The organism is Ilumatobacter sp., assembly GCF_039969435.1.
In the GTDB taxonomy this organism is placed as follows: domain Bacteria; phylum Actinomycetota; class Acidimicrobiia; order Acidimicrobiales; family Ilumatobacteraceae; genus Ilumatobacter_A.
In genome coordinates this window covers 53641-72431 of record NZ_JBDVNU010000014.1, presented here as the reverse complement: position 1 = coordinate 72431, position 18791 = coordinate 53641, and the positions used below count along the sequence as shown (strand labels likewise).

Sequence of the window (18791 nt, the reverse complement as noted above, 5' to 3'; positions counted from 1 at the left end):
ATCACGGCGAGCCGGCCCGGACTGCTCGGCGGCGGGCGTCAGCGCAATGTGCGACCGGCGAGCACGGCGGTGCGTTCGGTTTCGCAGTCGGCGTGCACGAAGCAGGCGACGTCGTGGTCGTTCGTGAGGCCTTCGGACTGCATGAAGGCGTAGGCGGTGGTGGGACCGACGAACTTCCAGCCGCGACGCTTCAGTTCCTTCGACAGTGCGATCGACCGGTCGGTCTGTGCCGGGACACCACCTGCGACGGCACCGTGCGCATCGGAGAGACGCACGGGCTCGGTCACCGCCCAGTTCCAGATCCAGTCGACGAAGGACCCCTCGGCCTCGACCAGCTCGAGCATCCGCTGCGCATTGTTGATCGTCGCGTCGATCTTGCCGCGGTGCCGGATGATCCCGGCGTCGCCCAGCAACCTCTCCACGTCGCGTCGACCGAACGCAGCGACCGACTCGGGGTCGAACCCGTGGAATGCGGCGCGGAAGTTCTCGCGCTTGCGCAGGATCGTGATCCACGACAGTCCCGACTGGAATCCTTCGAGGCAGATCTTCTCGAAGAGGCGTGTCGGATCGGTGGTGGGTCGCCCCCACTCCCGATCGTGGTACGCCACGTACTGTTCGTCGTCGGTCGGCCACCCGCAGCGGACGGGTTCGCTCGGCTCGGGAGGCGTGTTCACGTCGCGTCGTCCGATGTGGGTCGGTCCGGCGTGAGGTCGTCGTGTGTGACGTTGCGGTTCTTGCGCAGGAGGATCTGCTGGGCCATCGTCGCGGCGTGGCGGCCGTCGATCGTGAGCACATCGCCGGTGACCAGACCGCGACCCCCGGCCAATCCGTGCGAGTGGGTGTCGAACCAGTGCCACTCGTCGGCGCGGGTGGGTCGGTGGAACCAGAGCGAGTGGTCGAGGCTTGCGCCGAGGAACCGTTGGCGATCCGACGGGTCGTTCGTGTACTCGGGGTGCGACGAACGCCCGGCGCGGTGCGGCGCTGCGTCGGACATGAACGTGAGTCCACAGAGGTGCAGGACGGGATCGTCGCCGAGGTCGGCGAGGAGTCGGATCCAGCAACCGACTCCGCCGTCGGGGAGGTCGACCGCCCGCCGGTCGAGCAGGTCGCCCCACGACTGGTCGACGAGGCCGCTGGTCGTCGGGTCGGGGACACCGGCGGGGAGACCGGCGAGGGTGACGTCGGCTTCGTGCTGCTCGGGGACCTGGAACGACACCGACGCATTCAGGATCGCACCGCCGGACTGGCGGGCGACCACCTGACGCGTGGTGAACGACCGTCCGTCGCGCAGGCGCTCGACCTCGAACCGGATCGGTTCGTTCGGTGACCCGGGACGGATGAAGTACGAGTGGAACGAGTGCGCCACACGTTCGGGATCCACGGTGTGGATCGCGGCACGCAGTGCCTGGGCCACCACCTGGCCGCCGAACAGCCGCTTGCCCCACGGGTAGTAGGCGACCCGGCCGACGTAGGTGTCGGGCCCGTGGGGCTCGAGGTCGAAGAGGTCGCGGAAATCGACGTCGCCGATCAGTGGTGCGCGTTCGCCGTGATCCATGGACCACATTGTGACCGGTCGGGGGCGAACCAGGTGCAGTCGTTGCGACACCTTCGCTGTTGGCGCTGTGTTACCGGTCGATCGTCATGATCGTGGAATGACCGACAATCCTCCGTCCGACATGTCCGCAACCGTCGCCCCCGCAGGGGGGCCGAGTGCCACGACCCCGGGCGGTGTCCACGGGTCCGTGCGACCTCGGGCACTCACGCCGACGAGCAATCCGTTCGACACGGCACCCTTCTACCGCAAGCGCTGGGTCCTGGTCGTCTCCGCTCTGATCTTCATCCCCTTGACCCTGGTCATCCTCCTGACGGGGCCCGTGTACCAGGGCGATGGCGTCGTCTGGGATCAGAAGAAGCGCGTGACCACGGCCATCGCCCTGTGCGTCGTCATGGTGTTCACGTTCGTTCGACTCGGCGCCATGTAGCGCCGAGGCCGAGAACGGTCAGTACGAGGCGCCGGCGGGACGATCGCGGCCACGTGGGCCCCGACGCTCGCGCGGGACGATCGCCGACCGCTTGACCGCCGCCTCGAAGTCGACGTCGGGCACGTCGATCTCACCGTCGAGCACCTTGCGCATCATCGCGAGGTGTGCGGGCGAGCTCCCGCAGCACGCGCCGATGATCTGGATCCCCGCGTCACGTTGACGGATGGCGTGGGCGGCCATGATCTCGGGCGACCCGCTGTAGTGCAGTTCGGCTCCGACCCATTCGGGCATGCCGGCGTTCGCCTTGCTGACGAGGAGGATGTCCGGGTTGGCGGCACGCATCTCGTGGAGCGCCGCCTCGGTGTCGGAGAGGTTGTTGCCGCAGTTGGCGCCCACTGCGTCGACGCCGAGTTCGGCCAGACGGATCACGGCCTGCTCACCCGTGACGCCCATCATCGTGCGCCCGGCGGTGTCGTAGCTGAGCGTGGCGCAGATCGGCAGGTTGCTCACCGATCGGGCGCCTTCGACGGCTGCCGCGATCTCGTCGAGGTGGCTCATCGTCTCGATCCAGAGCACGTCGGCCCCACCCGCGTCGAGGCCCTTGGCCTGCTCGGCGAACGCTGATGCGCACGTGTCGGGCGTCATCGAACCCATCGGCTCGAGCAGTTCGCCGGTCGGGCCCATCGACCCCGCCACGAGCACCCGGCGGTCGCTCGCATCGGCGGCGGCGCGGGCCACGCGTGCGGCCGCTTCGTTGAGCTCGATCACGCGATCGTCGGCCTGGTGCAACTTGAGGCGGAAGCCGGTGCCGCCGAAGGAGTTGGTGAGGATGATGTCCGACCCGGCGTTCACGTAGTCCGTGTGGACGGCGGTGACGCGGTCGGGGTGCTCGACGTTCCACAGCTCGGGTGCACCGCCCGATTCGAGACCGCGGGAGAACAGCTCGGTGCCCATGGCCCCGTCGATCAGCAGGACGCCGCGCTCGGCGATCAGGTCGTGCAACACACTCATGGTGAACAGTCTGCCGGGAACGCCGTGCCGCCGCGACCGACGCCAGTCCCACGACGCCGAACCCCGTCGCCCCGGCTCTGAACCAGAACGACGAGGGGTCGGGACGCGGTTCAGGTCGTGCGGCGGTAGATCAGGTCGGTCGGGGGACGGCCCTCGTCGAGGCCGCGCTGCTCGAACCGTGTGAGCGGTCGACTCCCGGGTCGCTCCACGACCCCTCCGTCGAGGCGGGACTCGCCGTCGCACACCCGCTGCATCAGTTCGGCGTAGTCGACGATGTCGGTCGCCAGGTGCAGGTGGCCCCCGATCTCCATCCGGTCGACGAGTGCCGTCACCACATCGGAGCGGACCAGTCGGCGGTGATGTTGACGCTGCTTCTTCCACGGATCGGGGAAGAAGATCCGAACGACGCGCAACGACTCGGGCGCGATGCGATCGAGGAACGGGACCACGTCGCCGTGCATCACCCGCACATGGGGGAGGGGGTCGTTGACGATCGCGTCGAGCACCGTGACCACGCCCGGATCGTGCACCTCCACTCCGATCACGTCGAGTTCGGGTTCGGCGTGGGCCATCCGGATGGTGGACTCGCCGTGTCCGAACCCGATGTCGAGCACCACCCCCCTGGCCGGGTCGCGCGCCATGCCTTCGCCGGCGGGGAACACGTCGGCCCAGTCGAGCAGTGGACCGTCCATCGGGATCGACCAGTCGGTGATCCACTCGTCGAACTCGGCCCGGCGCTTGTCCGACAGTCCACGGCGCCGGACCTTGAACGTCAACGCAGGGCGCCGGACGTTGCGAGCCCCCGACTCCGACTCGGTGAGCATCGCAGGGCCACCACGAGTTCGGGTCGGCTCCGCGACGACGCCGTCGGGGGACTCCACTGCATGGTCTCGCACGCCGCGCACGATACCGACACGCGACACCGCCGACCGGACGAGGTCCGGTGGGCGGCATCGACATCAGTCCGAGTGGATCACCGGGGTGATCCGCTCGTGGTGACCGCGACGATCAGAATTCGTCGACGATGTTGTCGTCGTCGACACGAACGAGGATGCCGACGATGTCTTGAACCCACCGGGGAACTCTTCGCCATCGGTGACACAGGGGACGCGTACGTCCGGGCGAGGGCTACCGACCCGGGACGAACTCCGGGAGTTCCACCTGGTCAAAGGGCTCGAACCCGAGGATGCGCCCGTAGAACGCGAGGCGGGCCTCGACCCCCCGCACGATGTTCTCGGGCTTGCGGAACCCGTGCTGTTCACCGGCGAACAACAGGTACGCATGCGCGATCCCACCCGCGCGCATGGCGTCGACGATCACCTCGGACTGCGACGGAGGAACCACCTCGTCCTCGTCGCCCTGCAACACGATGATCGGTGTGGTGAGGGTCGCGACGTGGCTCAGCGGCGAGCGTTCGACGTACGTCGGCTCCTCGGCGGGCCATTCGCCGATCATCGAATCGAGGTAGCGCGACTCGAACTTGTGGGTGTCGGTGGCGAGCGCGCGCAGATCGGACACGCCGAACATGTCGCCACCCGCTGCGAACACGTTCGTGGTGCACAAGGCGAGCAGCGTCGTGTAGCCGCCCGCGCTCCCGCCCTCGATGATCAGTCGGTCGCTGTGGGCGAGGCCGCGCTCCACGAGGTGCTGTGCAGCAGCGACGCAGTCGGTCACGTCGTGGATGCCCCAGTGGTGGCGCAACGCATCGCGGAACTCGCGTCCGTATCCGACCGACCCCCGGTAGTCGACATCGACCACTGCGAAGCCTCGCGATGCCCAGTACTGCGCGGTCAGGTGGATCGACGTCCGTGCAGCGGACGTGGGTCCACCGTGGCTCAGCACGACGAGCGGAGGCCGCTCGTCATCGGGCCCGACGTGGGTGTCGCTCGCCGGCGGGTAGTGCAGCGCGTGGGCGACCGCACCGTCGGGCGTGCCGAACGTGATCGGCACCGGCACCGACCCGGTCGCCCCGTCGGGAACCGGGACGGCGTCGCTGAGCGGCGTCCACTCACCGGAGGCGGGGTCGATCCGCACGACGGCGTTGGCGATGGTCGGCCCACCGACCACCGCGACGACGTCGCTGCCGTATGCCATCGGATTCGAGATCGACGCGACGCCGGCGAGGGGGATCTCGCCCACGCCGATGTGGCGCAGATGCGTGGACCCTCGGTCGGCGGTCGCCGCGAACACGTCGGCAGGTCGGTCACCGTCGGGCGAGGATCCGACGACGGCGAGGCAGCCGTCGCCGCTGACCCACCGGGGGATGCCGCTCTCCACCGCCTCGTCCTGCAGGCGCTCGATGCCGTCCGGCGTCCACGCGTACACGTTCCACCAGCCGCTCGGATCGTCGCAGAAGACCAGTCGGTCGTCGCCGTCCCAGGCAGCGTCGCACACCGCGCTTCCCGTTCCTCCTGCCACCCGTGCGGCGCCGGCGATCGCCCCACCTGCGAGGTCGGCGATCCACAGTTCGGCCGCGTCCCACGGCATGTGCGGATGGTTCCACTGCAGCCATGCGATCCGCGATCCGCCGTGGTTCACCCAGGGTCCGCCGACGAAGTCCGGGCCCGACACGAGGACCGAACACTCGCCCGACACCAGGTCGACGTGCACCAGTTCGTTGACGGCTTCGTCGTCGCCGTGGACGTTCACGTTCGGGTGGAGCCGGTCGGCGCCGTGTGTCTCCCGGACCGCCACGAAGGCCGCCCCGCCGTGCAGCACCGTCATGGCCGCCCAGCGGATCCCGTGGTGAGCGATCGGCTCGGGAGTGACAGCACGGACCTCGTCGCCGTCGATCAGGTGGACCCGCTGGTCGTCCCATCGACAGGCCAGGACCACGCCGTGGCCCGCACCGAGCGCACCCCCGCCGTACTCGTGGACGCGGGTGCGTACGTCGAAATCGTCCGGCGTGATGCGTTGCGCCGGCTCGTCACGACCGGCCGACACGACCGAGGTCCGCCCACCGTTCGCCGGATCCGACTGCAACCAGAGAGCCCGGTCGCCGTCGACCCGGACGTCGCTGTATCCGGTGTTGGCACCGGCGAGATCGACAGCCGAGAGGGGTGAGGGCCACGTGCCGTACGCAGCGACGGAGCGAGGGCGCGATTCGATCGTCATGCTCCGACTCTACGAAGCGGCGAGGACCCGGCGCTCAACCGCCCGTGAGTCCGGAGAGACCCTCCTGGAACGCGAGGAGCCCGTCGATCAGCGACTGGGTGAGCGTCTCGAGTTCGGTTCCCTCGACCTCGATCGAGATCGGGACATCGAGCTCCACCGGCACCTCCACGTCGATCGGGATCGACTCGTCGATCGGGATGTCGACGGTCAGGTCGATCGGGATGTCGAGGTCGACCGGCACCGTGATGTCGACCGGGATGCCCACGCCGAAGGGTCCGTTGATCGTGATCGTCGTCTCGACCTCCTCGTCGATCGGGATCGTGGTCTCGATCGGCACCGTGACCGTGCGTTCGAGGTCGAAGGTCTCGTCGATCGTGATCGTCTGGTCGATCGGCACCGTGAACTCGATCGTCGCCGAGCCGAAGTCCTCCAGTTCCGTGACGGCCTGGTCCAGGCCTTCGTCGATCGACGGTCCCAACTCGTTCACCGTCTCGACGAACCCGTTCACCTGCGAGGCGAACAGTGCAGCACCGGCCTCGACCCGTTCGAGGTCCTCCTGCGTGGTGGCCAGTTCGTTCTCGGTGGCACGAACCCGGGAGAACATGAACGCCGACAGCAGCAGCGACGCCAGCAGGAGTACTCCCATCGCCGCGACGACGGTCGTGATGTTGCGGTGCACCCACCCGCGGCCGGACTCGTGCGCACGCGCGTCCTGCAGCCCGTCGTGGTCGTGGTCGTGATCGTCGTCGTGATCGTGGTCGCGTGCGATCACGGGCATCTCGTCGGTGTCGGTGAGACGTTGCGGCACGACGAAGGTGTCGTGCTCGGACGTGACCGGGTCACCGGCCCCTGTGTCGCCCGCCCCTGTGTCGCCCGCCTCGGGGTCGCCCGCCTTCGTGTCACCGGCGGGTTCGTCGTCGTCCGCCGTCCCGTCGTGCTCGCCGTCGTGGCGGGTGTCGTCGTCCATGTGGGTGGATCCTTCCGTGGGGAGTTCGTGGAGCGCCCGAAGGGGTCGTGCAGCATCGGGGGTCGATCGGGAGTCGCGGGTGGGTCGGCGCAGCAGCACCAGGGAGATGGCGAGGCCGACACCGAGGGCCACCGCGCTCGCGAGGAACGTGTCCGCGATCGACTGGGCGGTGAGCTGCTCGGTGGCGGCTTCGAGAGCGACGCCGAAGCCGGGGTCGGTGATGGCCGGCAGGTCGAGGTCGCCACGCAGCGCGTCGAACCGGGCGAGACCCCATGCGGTCAGCGCGGACAGCCCGACGCTCAGGCCGATCATCCGCACCACCATCACCACCGCTGCAGCGGCACCCCGCGACTCGGGGACGGCATGGTCGACGACGGCCGACGTGGTCGGTGCGACCGTGAGGCCGATGCCGGCCCCGAGCACGGCGAGTTGCAACCCGAGCAGGACGTACGACGACGTGCCGTCCCAGGTGAGCCCCATCACGGCGTAGGCGCCCGTGGCAGCGAACAGACCGAGCGCGATCGGGGGTCCGTACCACGTGCGCTCGGTGACCCGCCCACCGACGTAGGACGCGATCGCCATCGCTGCCGTGAGTGCCGAGAGGATCCAACCTGCGACGACGGCGGAACGTTCGACATCGCGTTCGACGGCGTTGACGAACAGGGGCACGTCGACCATGGCGATCACCAGGCCGGCCCCGACCACGAAGTTGACGATGAGCGCGACGCGCACGTTGCGGCCGCGGAACAACGAGGCGTCGACGATCGGGTCGCCACCGGTGCGCCGCAGGCGTCGCTGTTGGCGGACGAACGCCACGGCCCCGGCAGCGGCGACGGGATACAGCAGTCGGAGGTCGGTCCCGCCGTTGCCGGTCAACTCGTCGAGGCCCTGGACGCTCTGGACCTCGGCCGAGCCGAGGAGCGCCAGGTTGAGCGACACCAGCACCAGGGTCAGCAGGCCGGCGCCGAGCCAGTCGACGCGTCCTCGACGTGCGGGTCGGTCGTGTTCGGCGAGCGCCCACCACACCGCCGCAGCGCCCGCGATCGCCAGAGGGACGTTCAGCCAGAACTGCCATCTCCAGGAGAAGAAGCGCACGAGCATGGCTCCGTACAGCGGACCCCACACCCAACCCATCGTCTCGATCGCTCCGAGCGTGCCCAGCGCCCGGGCCCGTCGCTGTTCGGAGTACACGTCCCCGACGACGGCGAGCGCGACCGGCACCATGGCGCCACCGCCGATCGCCGTGAGCACCCGGCCGATCAGCAACGGCCCCAGAGAGTCGCTCAGCGGAATCCAGATCGTGCCGACCATGAACGTCGCGTAGGCCGCCATGAACGTGCGGCGCCGTCCGATCACGTCGCTGACGCGTCCGGCGATCGGCATCACCGCGATGAACGCGATGAGGTAGGCGTTGACGATCCACGCCGCGTCGTCGAGCCCGTCCGGGAGCACGAGGCCGAGGTCGCCGATCATCGGGCGCAACATCGTCGACACGACGGTGAGGTCGTCGGCGGCGACGAACACGCTGAAGCCGACGGCCCACAGGATCGCACGGGGCGACGCCGGCCGCCGCCCGATCGGTGCGTCGCCGCCGTCGTGACCCGCAACCGTGCGGCCCGACGTGGTCACGTCGGCGTCGTCCCCCGAGGCGGTCACGACGCGAGACCGTCGGGTGCTTCGATGTCGAACTCCCCGCCGTAGTCGCTGAGGAGCAGGGTCCACCGGACGTCACCACCGTCGAAGTCGGCGGAGAACCGTGCTTCGGCGACCTCGCCGGTGACGGGCTGGATCCAGAAGTCGATCTGGACGTCCTGATCGCGGACCAGTCGGGCCGTGATCACCTCGACCTGCTCGGCCGGTGCGGTGGCTGCGATGTGGTACCGGGCGTTGCCCTCTCGCTGCTCGGTGCCGACGAGCACGACGTCGGTGAGGTTCTCCATCAACGGTTGCCACCCGTTCGTCGGATCGAAGAACAGCGACGGGTCGATGTCGTAGCCGGCGGGCAAGGTCTCGAAGTTCCCGGTGATGGGGTTGGACAACCACACCTCGTCGTCGAGAGCGATCGCCCCCAACTCGGTGGTGAGTCCACCCTCCACGCCCACCTGGAGCAGTGCCTGCGCCGAACGCGGCACGGTGAACTCGCCGACGGCGGAGTCGAGCGTCAGCTTCTCGAACTCGTCGATGAACACCGGAGCTCCCTCCCGTCGCAGTTCGAAGCGCACACTCGTGGTGGCGCCCATCGCCGCTGCCGACGCGTCGACGATCGACGTCGGGTCGGAGGGAATGGTCGGCTCGGTGGGCTCGCCCGACCCGGATCCGCCGCATGCGGCGACGATCACGGTCGATGCTGCGAGCAGGGTCAGTGTCGTCGTTCGTGCGGTCATGTCGGGCTCCGTCCTCTGGTTCGTCCATCGGATCACTACCCCGACGGGCCGACGTCGAAGCGAGCCGGACATCGGTGAAACGACGAAACGGGTGCGACGATTCCGTCCACTCGGCGCGTATCTTCCCCACTCGACCGGTGCCGGTCGATGGACCACACCGGGTGGGGAGAGGAGCGCGAGACGTGCAGGTGATCGAGCCCGACGCCACGAGGCGACGCCTGCGTCGGATGGCGATCTCCATCACCGCTGCGGTCGCTCCGTTCGGGATCGTGTTCGGTGCAGCGGCGTCGACCGCGGGCCTCAGCGTGTGGGAAGCGGTCGGCTACTCGCTGTTCGTCTTCGGCGGGAGCTCGCAGTTCGCAGCCGTCGAGATCCTCGGCGATGGCGGCTCGGTCGCGGCGGCTGCCCTGGCCGGTCTGCTGCTCAACGTCCGCTCGTTGGCGTTCGGCGTGATCATGGCTCCGGCGCTCGGCGGTGCACTCTGGAAACGGGCGGCGATGTCGCAGTTGATGATCGACGAGTCGACCGCCGTCGGCACCGCATCGGACGACCTGGCGTCTCGACGGTACGGATACCTCGTCGGTGGCCTCGGCGTGTTCGTCGTGTGGAACCTGACGACCCTCGTCGGCTTCGTCGCGTTCAGCGGTGCCGGCGACCTGATCGAGGACCTCGGGCTCGACGTCGCCGGGCCCGCCGCATTCCTGGCGCTCCTGTGGCCGCGTCTCGCTGATCGCCGTCAACTGGTCGTCGCGGTGGCCGGGGCCGTGGTCGCCGTGTCACTGGTGCCGTTCACGGCGCCCGGCGTGCCGATCCTCGCGTCGATGTCCGCGGTGATGGCGGCTCGGGCCGTCGGGCCGTGGCGACCGTCCGCGCCGAGCGAAGCGTCCGACCTGAGCGGTGGGCAGTCCGGTGAGTGACGCCTCCATCGTGCTCGTCGTTCTGGCTGCGGGCACCTTCCTGCTCAAGTCGGCCGGACCGTTGCTGCTCGGTGCGCGTCGGCTCCCGAGTAGTCTGCAGGGGGTGGTCGACCTCCTCCCTGCGGCGCTGCTGGCGTCGCTCGCGATCGTGTCGAGCGTCGGCGATGCACGCAGCATCGTGCTCGACGCACGGATCGTCGGGATCGTGGTGGCCGGGCTGGCGCTCTGGCGCCGAGCGCCGTTCGTCCTCGTCATCGTCCTCGCGTCGGCGGCGACCGCTCTGACGCGGCTGGTGACGTAGGTGAGGGTGGACCGACCGTCAGGTGTTCGTCAAGGTCGTGGCGCGAGGCTCATGTGTCGTCGACGACAGGCCGAGACAGTCTCATGAAGCGAGTCGCGGGCGCCGTCCTGGCACTGTCGTCCCTGGTGTCCGCAGGGAGTGCTCTGGCGGCGACCGAGCCGATCTCGGACCCCTCGACCGCAGTCGAGCGCGCCGATCGGATCGGCAACGCGACCCAGACGAGCTCGCCGACCGGCCCTCCGGTCACCGCACCCCCGACGCCGGCGGGCGGTGTGTCGACGGAGATGCAGCAGGTGCTCGATCTCGTGAACGTCGAGCGCACGTCGCGTGGCCTCGTGCCGCTCACGTTCTCACCGGAACTGAACGTCGCCGCGTTGGCCCACACGCAGCGCCAGGCGGCCGACGGCGCCATCTACCACACCGACCCGCGCGACGGTTCCGACCCCGGAGACCGCATCAGCCGCACCGGCTACGCGTTCAGTACGTGGGGAGAGAACGTGGCCGCCGGATACCGCTCGCCGGAGGCGGTGATGTCGGGCTGGATGACCAGTTCGGGTCACTGTCGCAACATCTTGAACCCAGCGTTCACCGAACTCGGTGTCGGTCACGTCACCGGCGGCGCGACCTACGGACAGTTCTGGACCCAGGTGTTCGCCCGGCCCCTCGGCGTCCCCCGCCCGCCCGGCACCTACGACGCGTCCTGGTGCTGAGCGGTCCGCACCGACGTCGAGCGCCGTCGATCTGTGGCAACGCGGCCGTACGATCGGGTCGTGTTCCTCGGTGACGACCTGCTGCCGTTCCTGGTGCTGGCGTTCGGCGGTGCCCTGTTCGTGGGCAACCTGCTGGCCGTGGTGAAGCCGCCGGAGCGACAGCTCGACGAGTCCCATCTCGAACGCGCACCCGTGGCGCGCAGTCTCGGCTTCGCTCTGCTCGGGTTGGTCGCTGCGGTGTGGGCGATCGCCTCGCTCGTCGCCGGTTGATCCCGTCAGCCGCCGACCCGGTTCGACCGGTGTGCGTCAGATCAGCGAGACCGTCATCAGCGAGGCGCTCCCGTCGGACTGGATGCTCACGATCAACTGTTGCTCGCCACGCACGAACGACGCCGTCGTGGACTCGCCCTGGGTGAAGGTCGACTCCTCCTCGAATCCTGCGTCGAGGAGTTCGTCGACGTATCCGTCGAAGGTGGACGTCGGATCGCCGGACACGGTTCCGGTCACGGCGAGGTTGACGACGTCGCCCTCGGAGAGGTAGGTCCCGGTCGCGTCGCTGAGGCCCTCGGGTCGTGGCACGTCGTCCGGCCACTCGTCGGGGATGCCCTGAGTCGTGGAGAACACGGCCTCGCCCTCGGGGCCTTCGACGGTGAAACCGCCATCGCCGTCGGCTGCGCCGGTGACCACCTCGCCGTCCGGTCCCTCGGCCTCGAAGCCGTTCTCGTCGGCGTTGATCGAGATGTCGTTCCCGTCGGCATCCGCGCCGTCGATCTGGACTCCGTTCTCGTCGGCGTTGAAGGTGATGTCACCATCGGCCGATTCGACCCGGACTCCGCCGTCGTCGAAGTCGATGTCGACCTCCTCGCCGCTGTCGTTCTCGATGGCCTGTTCGACCGCCTCCTCCGAGGCCCTCTCGACGAGGCGCCCACATCCGGTGGAGAGGATGGCCACCGCTGCGATGGCGAGTGCGAATCGACTTCTTTCGGTGCGGATCATGATGCTGTTCTCCCGTGACTTTCGATGTGATGGATCTTCGATCATCGATTCCCCACACGGTAGATCGGCGGGGCGTGCGACGAGCTTGAATTCCCGTTCGGAGTTCGTTCCTCAGGCGGCGGCCGTCAGCGTGATCGACATGAAGGCCGGATCCGTCGTGGCGTCGACCGCGATCGACATGACGTAGTCCGCACTCTCCAGGTTGACCCAGACCGCGTCCCCGCTCGATCCCTCCGACGTGGTGGTGAAACCGTCGAGACCTTCGGTGAACGCCTCGACTGCGTCGGTCGGGCTCGCGTCGACCTCGCCTGCGGCGATCAGGAACAGTCCTCCGTCGGCTGCCGAGGTGCCCGAGACCGTTGCGTCGCCGACGAGATCCGGGCGTGGGAGGTCCGACGGCCACAGATCCCACGCCGCGTCGCCGGTCGCCGAGGTGAACGACCCGTCGTCGGTGGTGATCTCGACCTGACCGTTCTCCCCGGTGCCGTCGGCGTCGAAGCCGGCGTCGACCACGGTCGCACCGTTCTCGTCGGTGACCTCGAAGCCGTTCTCGTCACCGCTGCCCTCGAACGTGCCCTCCTCGGTCTCGACCACGAACGTGCCGTCCTCGCCGTCCACGGAGAGACGACCGTCCTCGGTCTCGATCGTGAACGAACCGTCACCGGCGTCGAAGTCGAGGTCGACATCGCCACCCGTGTCGGCTTCGACCGAGCGCTCGACGCCCTGTTCCACTGCCTTCTCGGTCGCCTTGTCGACGATCGCCGAGCAGCTGCTGAAGCCGAGTGCGGCGACCGCGACGGCGGCGATCGTGAGGTTGCGCCGGACGGTGACGCTGGTGACGTGGCCGGCGGTCCGGCGACCGAGGTTCCGAGTGAAGGGGGTGAGGTTCGTCATCTGTCTGCTCCTGGTTCGTGGTGAGTTCCGAGGACGTCGCATGTGGCGTCTTCGGAGTGCAGGAGCGCGCCGAGACGCGGGTCTTGCACTTTTCGCGCGAAAACATTGGAAGATGTCCGGGTGAGTTCGAGGTCGCGATGAGCAGTCCGTTGCAGTTGACGTTCGTGGAGTCGGCGTCTCGCGCCCGCACGCTGCCTCCGTCACCGGTGGAGGTCGCGTTCGTCGGACGCTCGAACGTGGGCAAGTCGTCGTTGATCAACGCGCTCGCCAACCGCAAGCAACTGGCCCGGGTGTCCAACACGCCGGGGCGAACGCAACTGATCAACCTGTTCCGCCTCGACGAGGGCGCCATGCGTCGAGCGGCGGGCAACGAGAAGGGCAAGGAGGTGCAGAGCCTGGCCGAGGAGCCGGTCGGCACGGTCGTCGACCTTCCGGGGTACGGCTTCGCGAAGGCCGCGAAGAGCGTGAAGGGTGACTGGCCGGCGATGATCGAGGGGTACCTGCTCGAGCGCGAGGAACTCGTGATGGTGTTCGTGCTGGTCGACGGCGCGATCGGCCCGACGAAGCTCGACACGCAGATGCTCGACTGGCTGCGCTTCAACACGGTTCCGCACACGGTGGTGGCCACGAAGCTCGACAAGGTCAAGTCGTCCAAGCGGGCGACGCGTCAGAAGGAACTCGCAGCGGGCTGCATGCTCGATCCCGGCGACGTGCTGTGGGCGAGTGCGACGAAAGGCGACGGCATCGACCGTCTCCGCAGCGTGGTGCGCACCCACCTCCTCGACTGACGGCCGTCTCGGGTCTGACCCACTCCGGCCGCACGGGTCGGGCGGTGCGAGGTGGGCGCTGCCGGTTACCGATCGGTAGTGACGTAGCGTCGACGGCATGACCGCACCGTCATCCGTCAGTGTCTCGATCACCGGGACGGGCCTCTTCACCCCACCTGACTCGATCTCGAATGCGGAACTCGCAGCGTCGTTGACGGCGTCGGTCGACAAGTTCAACGCCGGGCACGCAGACGAGATCGCGGCCGGGTCGATCGCGCCACGCGCCCATCCCGACGAGGAGTTCATCGAGAAGGCGTCGGGGATCGCCTCGCGATTCGTGATGGAGAAGTCGGGGGTGCTCGACCCGGATCGCATGCGCCCGCACCTCGAGACCCGGGCCGAGCACGAGCTGAGCGTCACCGCGGAGATGGCGATGCCTGCGATCCTCGAAGCATTGGAGCAGGCCGGTCGCACGGGCGCCGACGTCGACGCGGTGATCCTCGGGGCCTCGAACCTGCAGCGGGCCTACCCGGCCGTGGCGATCGAGATCCAGAACGAACTGGGTGCGGGTGGCTGGGCCTTCGACATGAACGTCGCCTGCTCGTCGGCCACGTTCTCGATCCAGAACGCCGTCGACGCATTGCGCAACGGTTCGGCCTCGTGCGTCGTGGTGGTCAACCCGGAGATCACGTCGGGCCACAACAACTTCGAACTGCGTGACCACCACTTCATCTTCGGTGACGCGTGCACCGCACTGGTGCTGGAACGCACCGACGACGCTCTGAACGACGGATCGGGCGAGCACGGTCGGTGGGATGTGCTCGGCACGAAACTGGCGACGCAGTTCTCGAACAACATCCGCAACGACTTCGGCTTCCTCAACGCGTCCGAGGACGATGCACGCGATCCACACGAACTGGTCTTCCGACAGAACGGCCAGTCGGTGTTCAAGGAGGTGTGCCCGATGGTCGTGAAGCACATCACCGGCCATCTCGGTGAGGTCGACGCGCAGGCCACCGACGTTCGTCGGTTCTGGCTCCACCAGGCGAACCTCAAGATGAACCAGTTGATCGCGAAGGGCGTGCTCGGTCGCGTGCCCGACACCGACGAGGCACCGGTGATCCTCGACGTCTACGCGAACACGTCGTCGGCCGGCTCGGTGATCGCGTTCCACAAGCACCGCGCCGACCTCGCCTCGGGTGACCTCGGCGTGATCTGTTCGTTCGGTGCCGGCTACTCCGTCGGGAGCGTCGTCGTCCGACGAGCCTGATCAGGCGTCACGCCGTCGGGTCCACCCGCGTCCGCGGGCCATGATCGGGTATCGCCAGATGACGAACGCGACCGGTACCCACAGCAGTGCCGTCGCAGCGATCGGTACCCAGAGCGGGGCGAGCTCGGCGGCGACCCATCGGGAGTCCGATCGGAACACCTCGACTCTGTCCCCTTTGGCGACGGAGCCCGGGTACGTGAACGTGATCCGCTCGTCGTCCAGGATCGCCGTGACCAGATCGTCGTTGCCCTGGTCGGTCACCGACACGACCTGCACGGACACGGTGTCGCGTCCCGTGCGTTCCCGCACGTCGGCGTACCGCTGCTGCCACATGATCACCGGGACCAGCGCGACGAAAGCGCACACCAGGTAGACGAACCACGGGCGTCGTCGCAGGGTGAGGTACAGGAGTCCTCTCGAAGCCATGGCGGACCGATACCCGGACGCGTCGGCGCACGAACACACGTCGTCTCGCCTCCGCGTGGGGCGCCGCCTCCGGCCATCGCGACCGTCGGCGATCCACCACCCACGGACCGGTGACACACGGTCTGACCGTTGACGTCTCGCAGTGATCGCACCTGCCAGAATCGGCGCGTGGTGGCGGATCTCGCGGTGCAGGCAGACGGGTTGGTCAAGTCGTTCGGCCGGGTTCGCGCCGTGGACGGCGTGTCGCTCGAGGTCCCCCGCGGCGCCGTGTACGGGATGCTCGGCCCGAACGGCGCCGGCAAGACCACCACCGTCCGACTGCTCACCACGCTGCTTCGACCCGACTCCGGTGTCGCGCTGATCGACGGCATCGACGTCGCGACGGACCCGGCCTCGGTGCGAGCACGCATCGGCCTCACCGGTCAGTACGCGGCGGTCGAGGAACGACTCACACCGCGTGAGAACCTGGCGCTGATCGGTCGGCTGTATCAACTCGAGAAGCGACACATCTCCGAGAGGTCGACCGAACTGCTGGCCCGCTTCGACCTGGAGCACGCCGCCGACCGCGTGGTCAAGGAGTTCTCGGGCGGGATGCGACGCCGGCTCGACATCGCGATGAGCTTGATCGCCCGCCCGTCGGTGCTGTTCCTCGACGAACCGACCACCGGTCTCGACCCGCGCAGCCGCCTCGCGATGTGGGAACTGATCGAGGAACTCGGCGACGACGGCACGACCGTGCTGCTCACCACCCAGTACCTCGACGAGGCCGACCGACTGGCCGAGCGGATCGTGGTCATCGACACCGGGGTGGTGATCGCGAACGGCACGGCCGACGAACTGAAGGACCAGATCGGCGGAGACCGGTTGTCGGTGACGATCGCACGGCGGGAGAACGTCACCCGGGCGATCGAGGCGCTGGCTCCGCTGTGTTCGGGTGACGTGTCGGTCGATGCGGTCGGCCTGCGGCTGTCGGCGTCGATCCGCTCCGGGGACCGCGTCGTTCCGAAGGCGATCCGAGCGCTCGACGACGCCGGTGTCGACGTGCTCGACGTGGAGGTCCGGAGGCCGACGCTCGACGACGTGTTCCTGCAGTTGACCGGCCACTCCGCCGACGGCGAGCCTGACGAGGAGCACGGATCCGGCGGAGTGGCGTCGTGAACGTCGACACGATCGAGCGTCCGGTCCCGAAGTCGGGGATCCTGAGCGCGCTGCGCGATTCATGGGTCGAAGCGACCCGTCATCTGCGGGTGATGCCGCGCAACCCGGAACTGATCGTGTTCGCCACGTTGCAGCCGGTGATGTTCGTGCTGCTGTTCGTCTACGTGTTCGGCGGGGCCATCGTGATCCCCGGCTACTCCGAGTACGACCAGTTCCTGATCCCCGGCGTGTTCGCCCAGTCCGTCGTGTTCAACTCGGCGTTCACCTCGGTCGGGCTGGCCGAGGACATGCAGAAGGGCTACATCGACCGCCTGCGCTCGTTGCCGATGTCGCGGGCGGCGGTGTTGATCGGGCGCACCGTCTCGGACTTCGTCCGCAACGTGTTCACCTTCGTGGTGATGCTCGCCGTCTCGTTCGCGATCGGCTTCCGCTTCGAAGGGTCGCTGATCGCTGCGCTCGGAGCGACGTTCCTGTTGCTGCTGTTCAGCTACGCGATGGCGTGGATCCAGGCCCTGATCGGACTGAACGTGTCGTCCGTCGAGGCCGCGAACTCCGCCGGGTTCGTGTGGATGTTCCCGTTCACGTTCGTGTCGTCGGCATTCGTCGATCCCTCCCAGATGCCCGGCTGGTTGCAACCGATCGCGGTCAACAACCCCTTCACCATCGCCACGAACGCGGCCCGTGCGATGTACAACGGCATCGACCCCGGCAGCGATCTCTGGGTGACGGTCGCGTGGTCCGTCGGGATCATCGCCGTCTTCGCGAGCTGGTCGATCCGCCAGTTCTCGCGGTCGACGGTCGCATAGGCGGCGGCGAACCCGGGGGCCATTTCGCGGCATCGGCGCGTGCACGGCGTCTAACTTCAGCAGATGAACTGGATCAGGGAGAACCGGGCCGTCGCCGCGATCGTCGGTGTCCTCGGAGTCGGCATCCTCGCGTTCCTGGCCTTCGGGGTGTTCGGCATCCACACCGAGTTCTTCGACGACGAGGTCGCCGAGGAGGGGCCGGTCTTCGACTCGGGTGCGGCGTCGGACATCCCCTCCGACGTGGTGGACGAGGCGATGACGGAGGAGATGAACGACTTCATGGAGACGAACGACACCCCGATCGAGGTGGCGACCGAGGAACCGATGCCACCCGCCGTCGACGAAGCCGAAGCCGCCGGCGTGGTCGTCACGCAGTTCGAGGGCGTGTTCGGGCCACGCAGCCACCCGGGTGAAGGCGTCGCGAAGGTCCTCAACGACGGGACCGAGCAGCGGTTCCTGCGCTTCGAGGACTTCGCGACCGACAACGGACCCGACCTCAACGTGTACCTGACCACCGCCGACGCCGGCGCCGACGCGGACGAGTTCGGTGTCAGTGGGCAGTTCGTCGACCTCGGCGACCTGAAGGGCAACATCGGTGAACAGAACTACGAGATCCCCGTCGACGTCGACCTCGAGCAGTTCGACACCGTCGTGATCTGGTGCGTCCGCTTCGGCGTGGCCTTCGCCGCCGCCGACCTCGCTCCCGCAGCCTGACCCGACAGCCGCAGAAGCCGACCGGCGTCGAGTTCCTGTCCGACACGGGGACTCAGTCAGGAGGTCGACGTGTGAGGTCCTCGACGGTGAGGCGGACGATCGGGACGACTCCGGCTCGTCTCGCCGCTGCACCGCGTTCGAGGAACTCGTCGTAGGTCATGGTGTCGGTATCACCGAGGAGGGCTCGGATGGCGCAGAGCTTCGCTCCGTCTCCGTCTGCCGACGGGTCCGGCGCGCCCGGGGGTTCGCCGTCGGGCCATCGGGGCATGCGGGCGCCGACGGGCATGATGACCGAACCGTCGGGGCGGATCAGGTGGACACGGCCGTTCGCCGCCCGACGACTTCGAAGGCCGACGAATATACATTCGTTTGAA

At 68.3% G+C, this 18791-nt stretch carries 21 protein-coding genes; 10 read left to right on the top strand and 11 right to left on the bottom strand.

Features of this window, described 5'->3' with window-relative positions; genetic code table 11:
• Nucleotides 1-38 precede the first annotated feature (38 nt).
• Nucleotides 39-674 carry a DNA-3-methyladenine glycosylase I gene (locus ABJK40_RS07720; RefSeq protein ID WP_348480379.1) on the bottom strand — a complete coding sequence of 212 codons (636 nt, stop codon included), beginning with the start codon at nt 672-674 and terminating at the stop codon, nt 39-41.
• Nucleotides 671-1555, bottom strand: coding sequence for an acyl-CoA thioesterase domain-containing protein (locus ABJK40_RS07715; RefSeq protein WP_348480378.1), 885 nt, complete (start codon nt 1553-1555; stop codon nt 671-673). The genes ABJK40_RS07720 and ABJK40_RS07715 overlap by 4 nt, the downstream gene beginning before the upstream one ends.
• Nucleotides 1556-1652: 97 nt before the next feature.
• Between ABJK40_RS07715 and ABJK40_RS07710 the strand changes: the two genes are divergently transcribed.
• Nucleotides 1653-1982: a hypothetical protein gene (locus ABJK40_RS07710; protein ID WP_348480377.1), complete on the top strand. Its 330-nt coding sequence runs from the start codon at nt 1653-1655 to the stop codon at nt 1980-1982.
• A gap of 18 nt (nt 1983-2000) precedes the next feature.
• Here the strand turns inward: ABJK40_RS07710 and bmt are convergent, their stop codons facing one another.
• The 5 genes from bmt to ABJK40_RS07685 form a co-directional block, all read right to left on the bottom strand.
• Nucleotides 2001-2993 (bottom strand): betaine--homocysteine S-methyltransferase, encoded by a 993-nt coding sequence (bmt, locus tag ABJK40_RS07705; protein ID WP_348480376.1) that lies wholly within the window; start codon nt 2991-2993, stop codon nt 2001-2003.
• A gap of 110 nt (nt 2994-3103) precedes the next feature.
• The gene (gene trmB, locus ABJK40_RS07700; protein WP_348480375.1) at nt 3104-3889 is read right to left on the bottom strand and encodes a tRNA (guanosine(46)-N7)-methyltransferase TrmB; all 786 of its coding nucleotides are present in this window, start codon (nt 3887-3889) and stop codon (nt 3104-3106) included.
• Between the two features lie 232 nt (nt 3890-4121).
• On the bottom strand, nt 4122-6107 hold the full coding sequence (locus tag ABJK40_RS07695; RefSeq protein WP_348480374.1) for a prolyl oligopeptidase family serine peptidase: 1986 nt from the start codon (nt 6105-6107) through the stop codon (nt 4122-4124).
• 34 nt (nt 6108-6141) lie between these two features.
• On the bottom strand, nt 6142-8730 hold the full coding sequence (locus ABJK40_RS07690; protein WP_348480373.1) for an MFS transporter: 2589 nt from the start codon (nt 8728-8730) through the stop codon (nt 6142-6144).
• On the bottom strand, nt 8727-9458 hold the full coding sequence (locus tag ABJK40_RS07685; protein ID WP_348480372.1) for an LppX_LprAFG lipoprotein: 732 nt from the start codon (nt 9456-9458) through the stop codon (nt 8727-8729). Before ABJK40_RS07685 ends, ABJK40_RS07690 begins: the two co-directional genes overlap by 4 nt.
• 182 nt (nt 9459-9640) lie before the next feature.
• On the opposite strand from ABJK40_RS07685, the gene ABJK40_RS07680 reads away from it, so the two are divergent.
• The 4 genes from ABJK40_RS07680 (at nt 9641) to ABJK40_RS07665 (ending at nt 11656) form a co-directional block, all read left to right on the top strand.
• Nucleotides 9641-10375 (top strand): AzlC family ABC transporter permease, encoded by a 735-nt coding sequence (locus ABJK40_RS07680; RefSeq protein ID WP_348510214.1) that lies wholly within the window; start codon nt 9641-9643, stop codon nt 10373-10375.
• Nucleotides 10368-10676, top strand: coding sequence for an AzlD domain-containing protein (locus ABJK40_RS07675; protein ID WP_348480370.1), 309 nt, complete (start codon nt 10368-10370; stop codon nt 10674-10676). The genes ABJK40_RS07680 and ABJK40_RS07675 overlap by 8 nt, the downstream gene beginning before the upstream one ends.
• An 83-nt stretch (nt 10677-10759) precedes the next feature.
• Nucleotides 10760-11386 carry a CAP domain-containing protein gene (locus ABJK40_RS07670; protein ID WP_348480369.1) on the top strand — a complete coding sequence of 209 codons (627 nt, stop codon included), beginning with the start codon at nt 10760-10762 and terminating at the stop codon, nt 11384-11386.
• Between the two features lie 60 nt (nt 11387-11446).
• Nucleotides 11447-11656 (top strand): hypothetical protein, encoded by a 210-nt coding sequence (locus ABJK40_RS07665; RefSeq protein ID WP_348480368.1) that lies wholly within the window; start codon nt 11447-11449, stop codon nt 11654-11656.
• 36 nt (nt 11657-11692) lie between these two features.
• Here the strand turns inward: ABJK40_RS07665 and ABJK40_RS07660 are convergent, their stop codons facing one another.
• Nucleotides 11693-12382, bottom strand: a complete 690-nt coding sequence (locus tag ABJK40_RS07660; protein WP_348480367.1) for a hypothetical protein — start codon at nt 12380-12382, stop codon at nt 11693-11695.
• Nucleotides 12383-12493: 111 nt separating this feature from the next.
• Nucleotides 12494-13276, bottom strand: a complete 783-nt coding sequence (locus ABJK40_RS07655; RefSeq protein WP_348480366.1) for a hypothetical protein — start codon at nt 13274-13276, stop codon at nt 12494-12496.
• Between the two features lie 137 nt (nt 13277-13413).
• Between ABJK40_RS07655 and ABJK40_RS07650 the strand changes: the two genes are divergently transcribed.
• Both ABJK40_RS07650 and ABJK40_RS07645 read left to right on the top strand, forming a co-directional pair.
• Nucleotides 13414-14064, top strand: coding sequence for a GTP-binding protein (locus tag ABJK40_RS07650; protein ID WP_348480365.1), 651 nt, complete (start codon nt 13414-13416; stop codon nt 14062-14064).
• Nucleotides 14065-14161: 97 nt separating this feature from the next.
• Nucleotides 14162-15313 carry a beta-ketoacyl-ACP synthase III gene (locus ABJK40_RS07645; RefSeq protein WP_348480364.1) on the top strand — a complete coding sequence of 384 codons (1152 nt, stop codon included), beginning with the start codon at nt 14162-14164 and terminating at the stop codon, nt 15311-15313.
• Here the strand turns inward: ABJK40_RS07645 and ABJK40_RS07640 are convergent, their stop codons facing one another.
• Nucleotides 15314-15739, bottom strand: coding sequence for a hypothetical protein (locus ABJK40_RS07640; RefSeq protein ID WP_348480363.1), 426 nt, complete (start codon nt 15737-15739; stop codon nt 15314-15316). It abuts the gene before it with no gap.
• A gap of 168 nt (nt 15740-15907) precedes the next feature.
• Here ABJK40_RS07640 and ABJK40_RS07635 point away from each other — a divergent pair, with 168 nt between their 5' ends.
• From ABJK40_RS07635 to ABJK40_RS07625, 3 genes are all read left to right on the top strand, one after another.
• Nucleotides 15908-16897, top strand: a complete 990-nt coding sequence (locus ABJK40_RS07635; protein ID WP_348480362.1) for an ATP-binding cassette domain-containing protein — start codon at nt 15908-15910, stop codon at nt 16895-16897.
• Complete coding sequence (locus ABJK40_RS07630; protein WP_348480361.1) at nt 16894-17703, top strand: ABC transporter permease; 810 nt, start codon at nt 16894-16896, stop codon at nt 17701-17703. The genes ABJK40_RS07635 and ABJK40_RS07630 overlap by 4 nt, the downstream gene beginning before the upstream one ends.
• Nucleotides 17704-17766: 63 nt before the next feature.
• A complete protein-coding gene (locus ABJK40_RS07625; protein ID WP_348480360.1) occupies nt 17767-18417 on the top strand; it encodes a DM13 domain-containing protein in 651 nt (216 codons plus the stop codon).
• Between the two features lie 52 nt (nt 18418-18469).
• On the opposite strand, the gene ABJK40_RS07620 is transcribed toward ABJK40_RS07625, so the two are convergent.
• Nucleotides 18470-18703, bottom strand: a complete 234-nt coding sequence (locus tag ABJK40_RS07620) for a hypothetical protein (protein WP_348480359.1) — start codon at nt 18701-18703, stop codon at nt 18470-18472.
• Nucleotides 18704-18791: the final 88 nt, after the last annotated feature.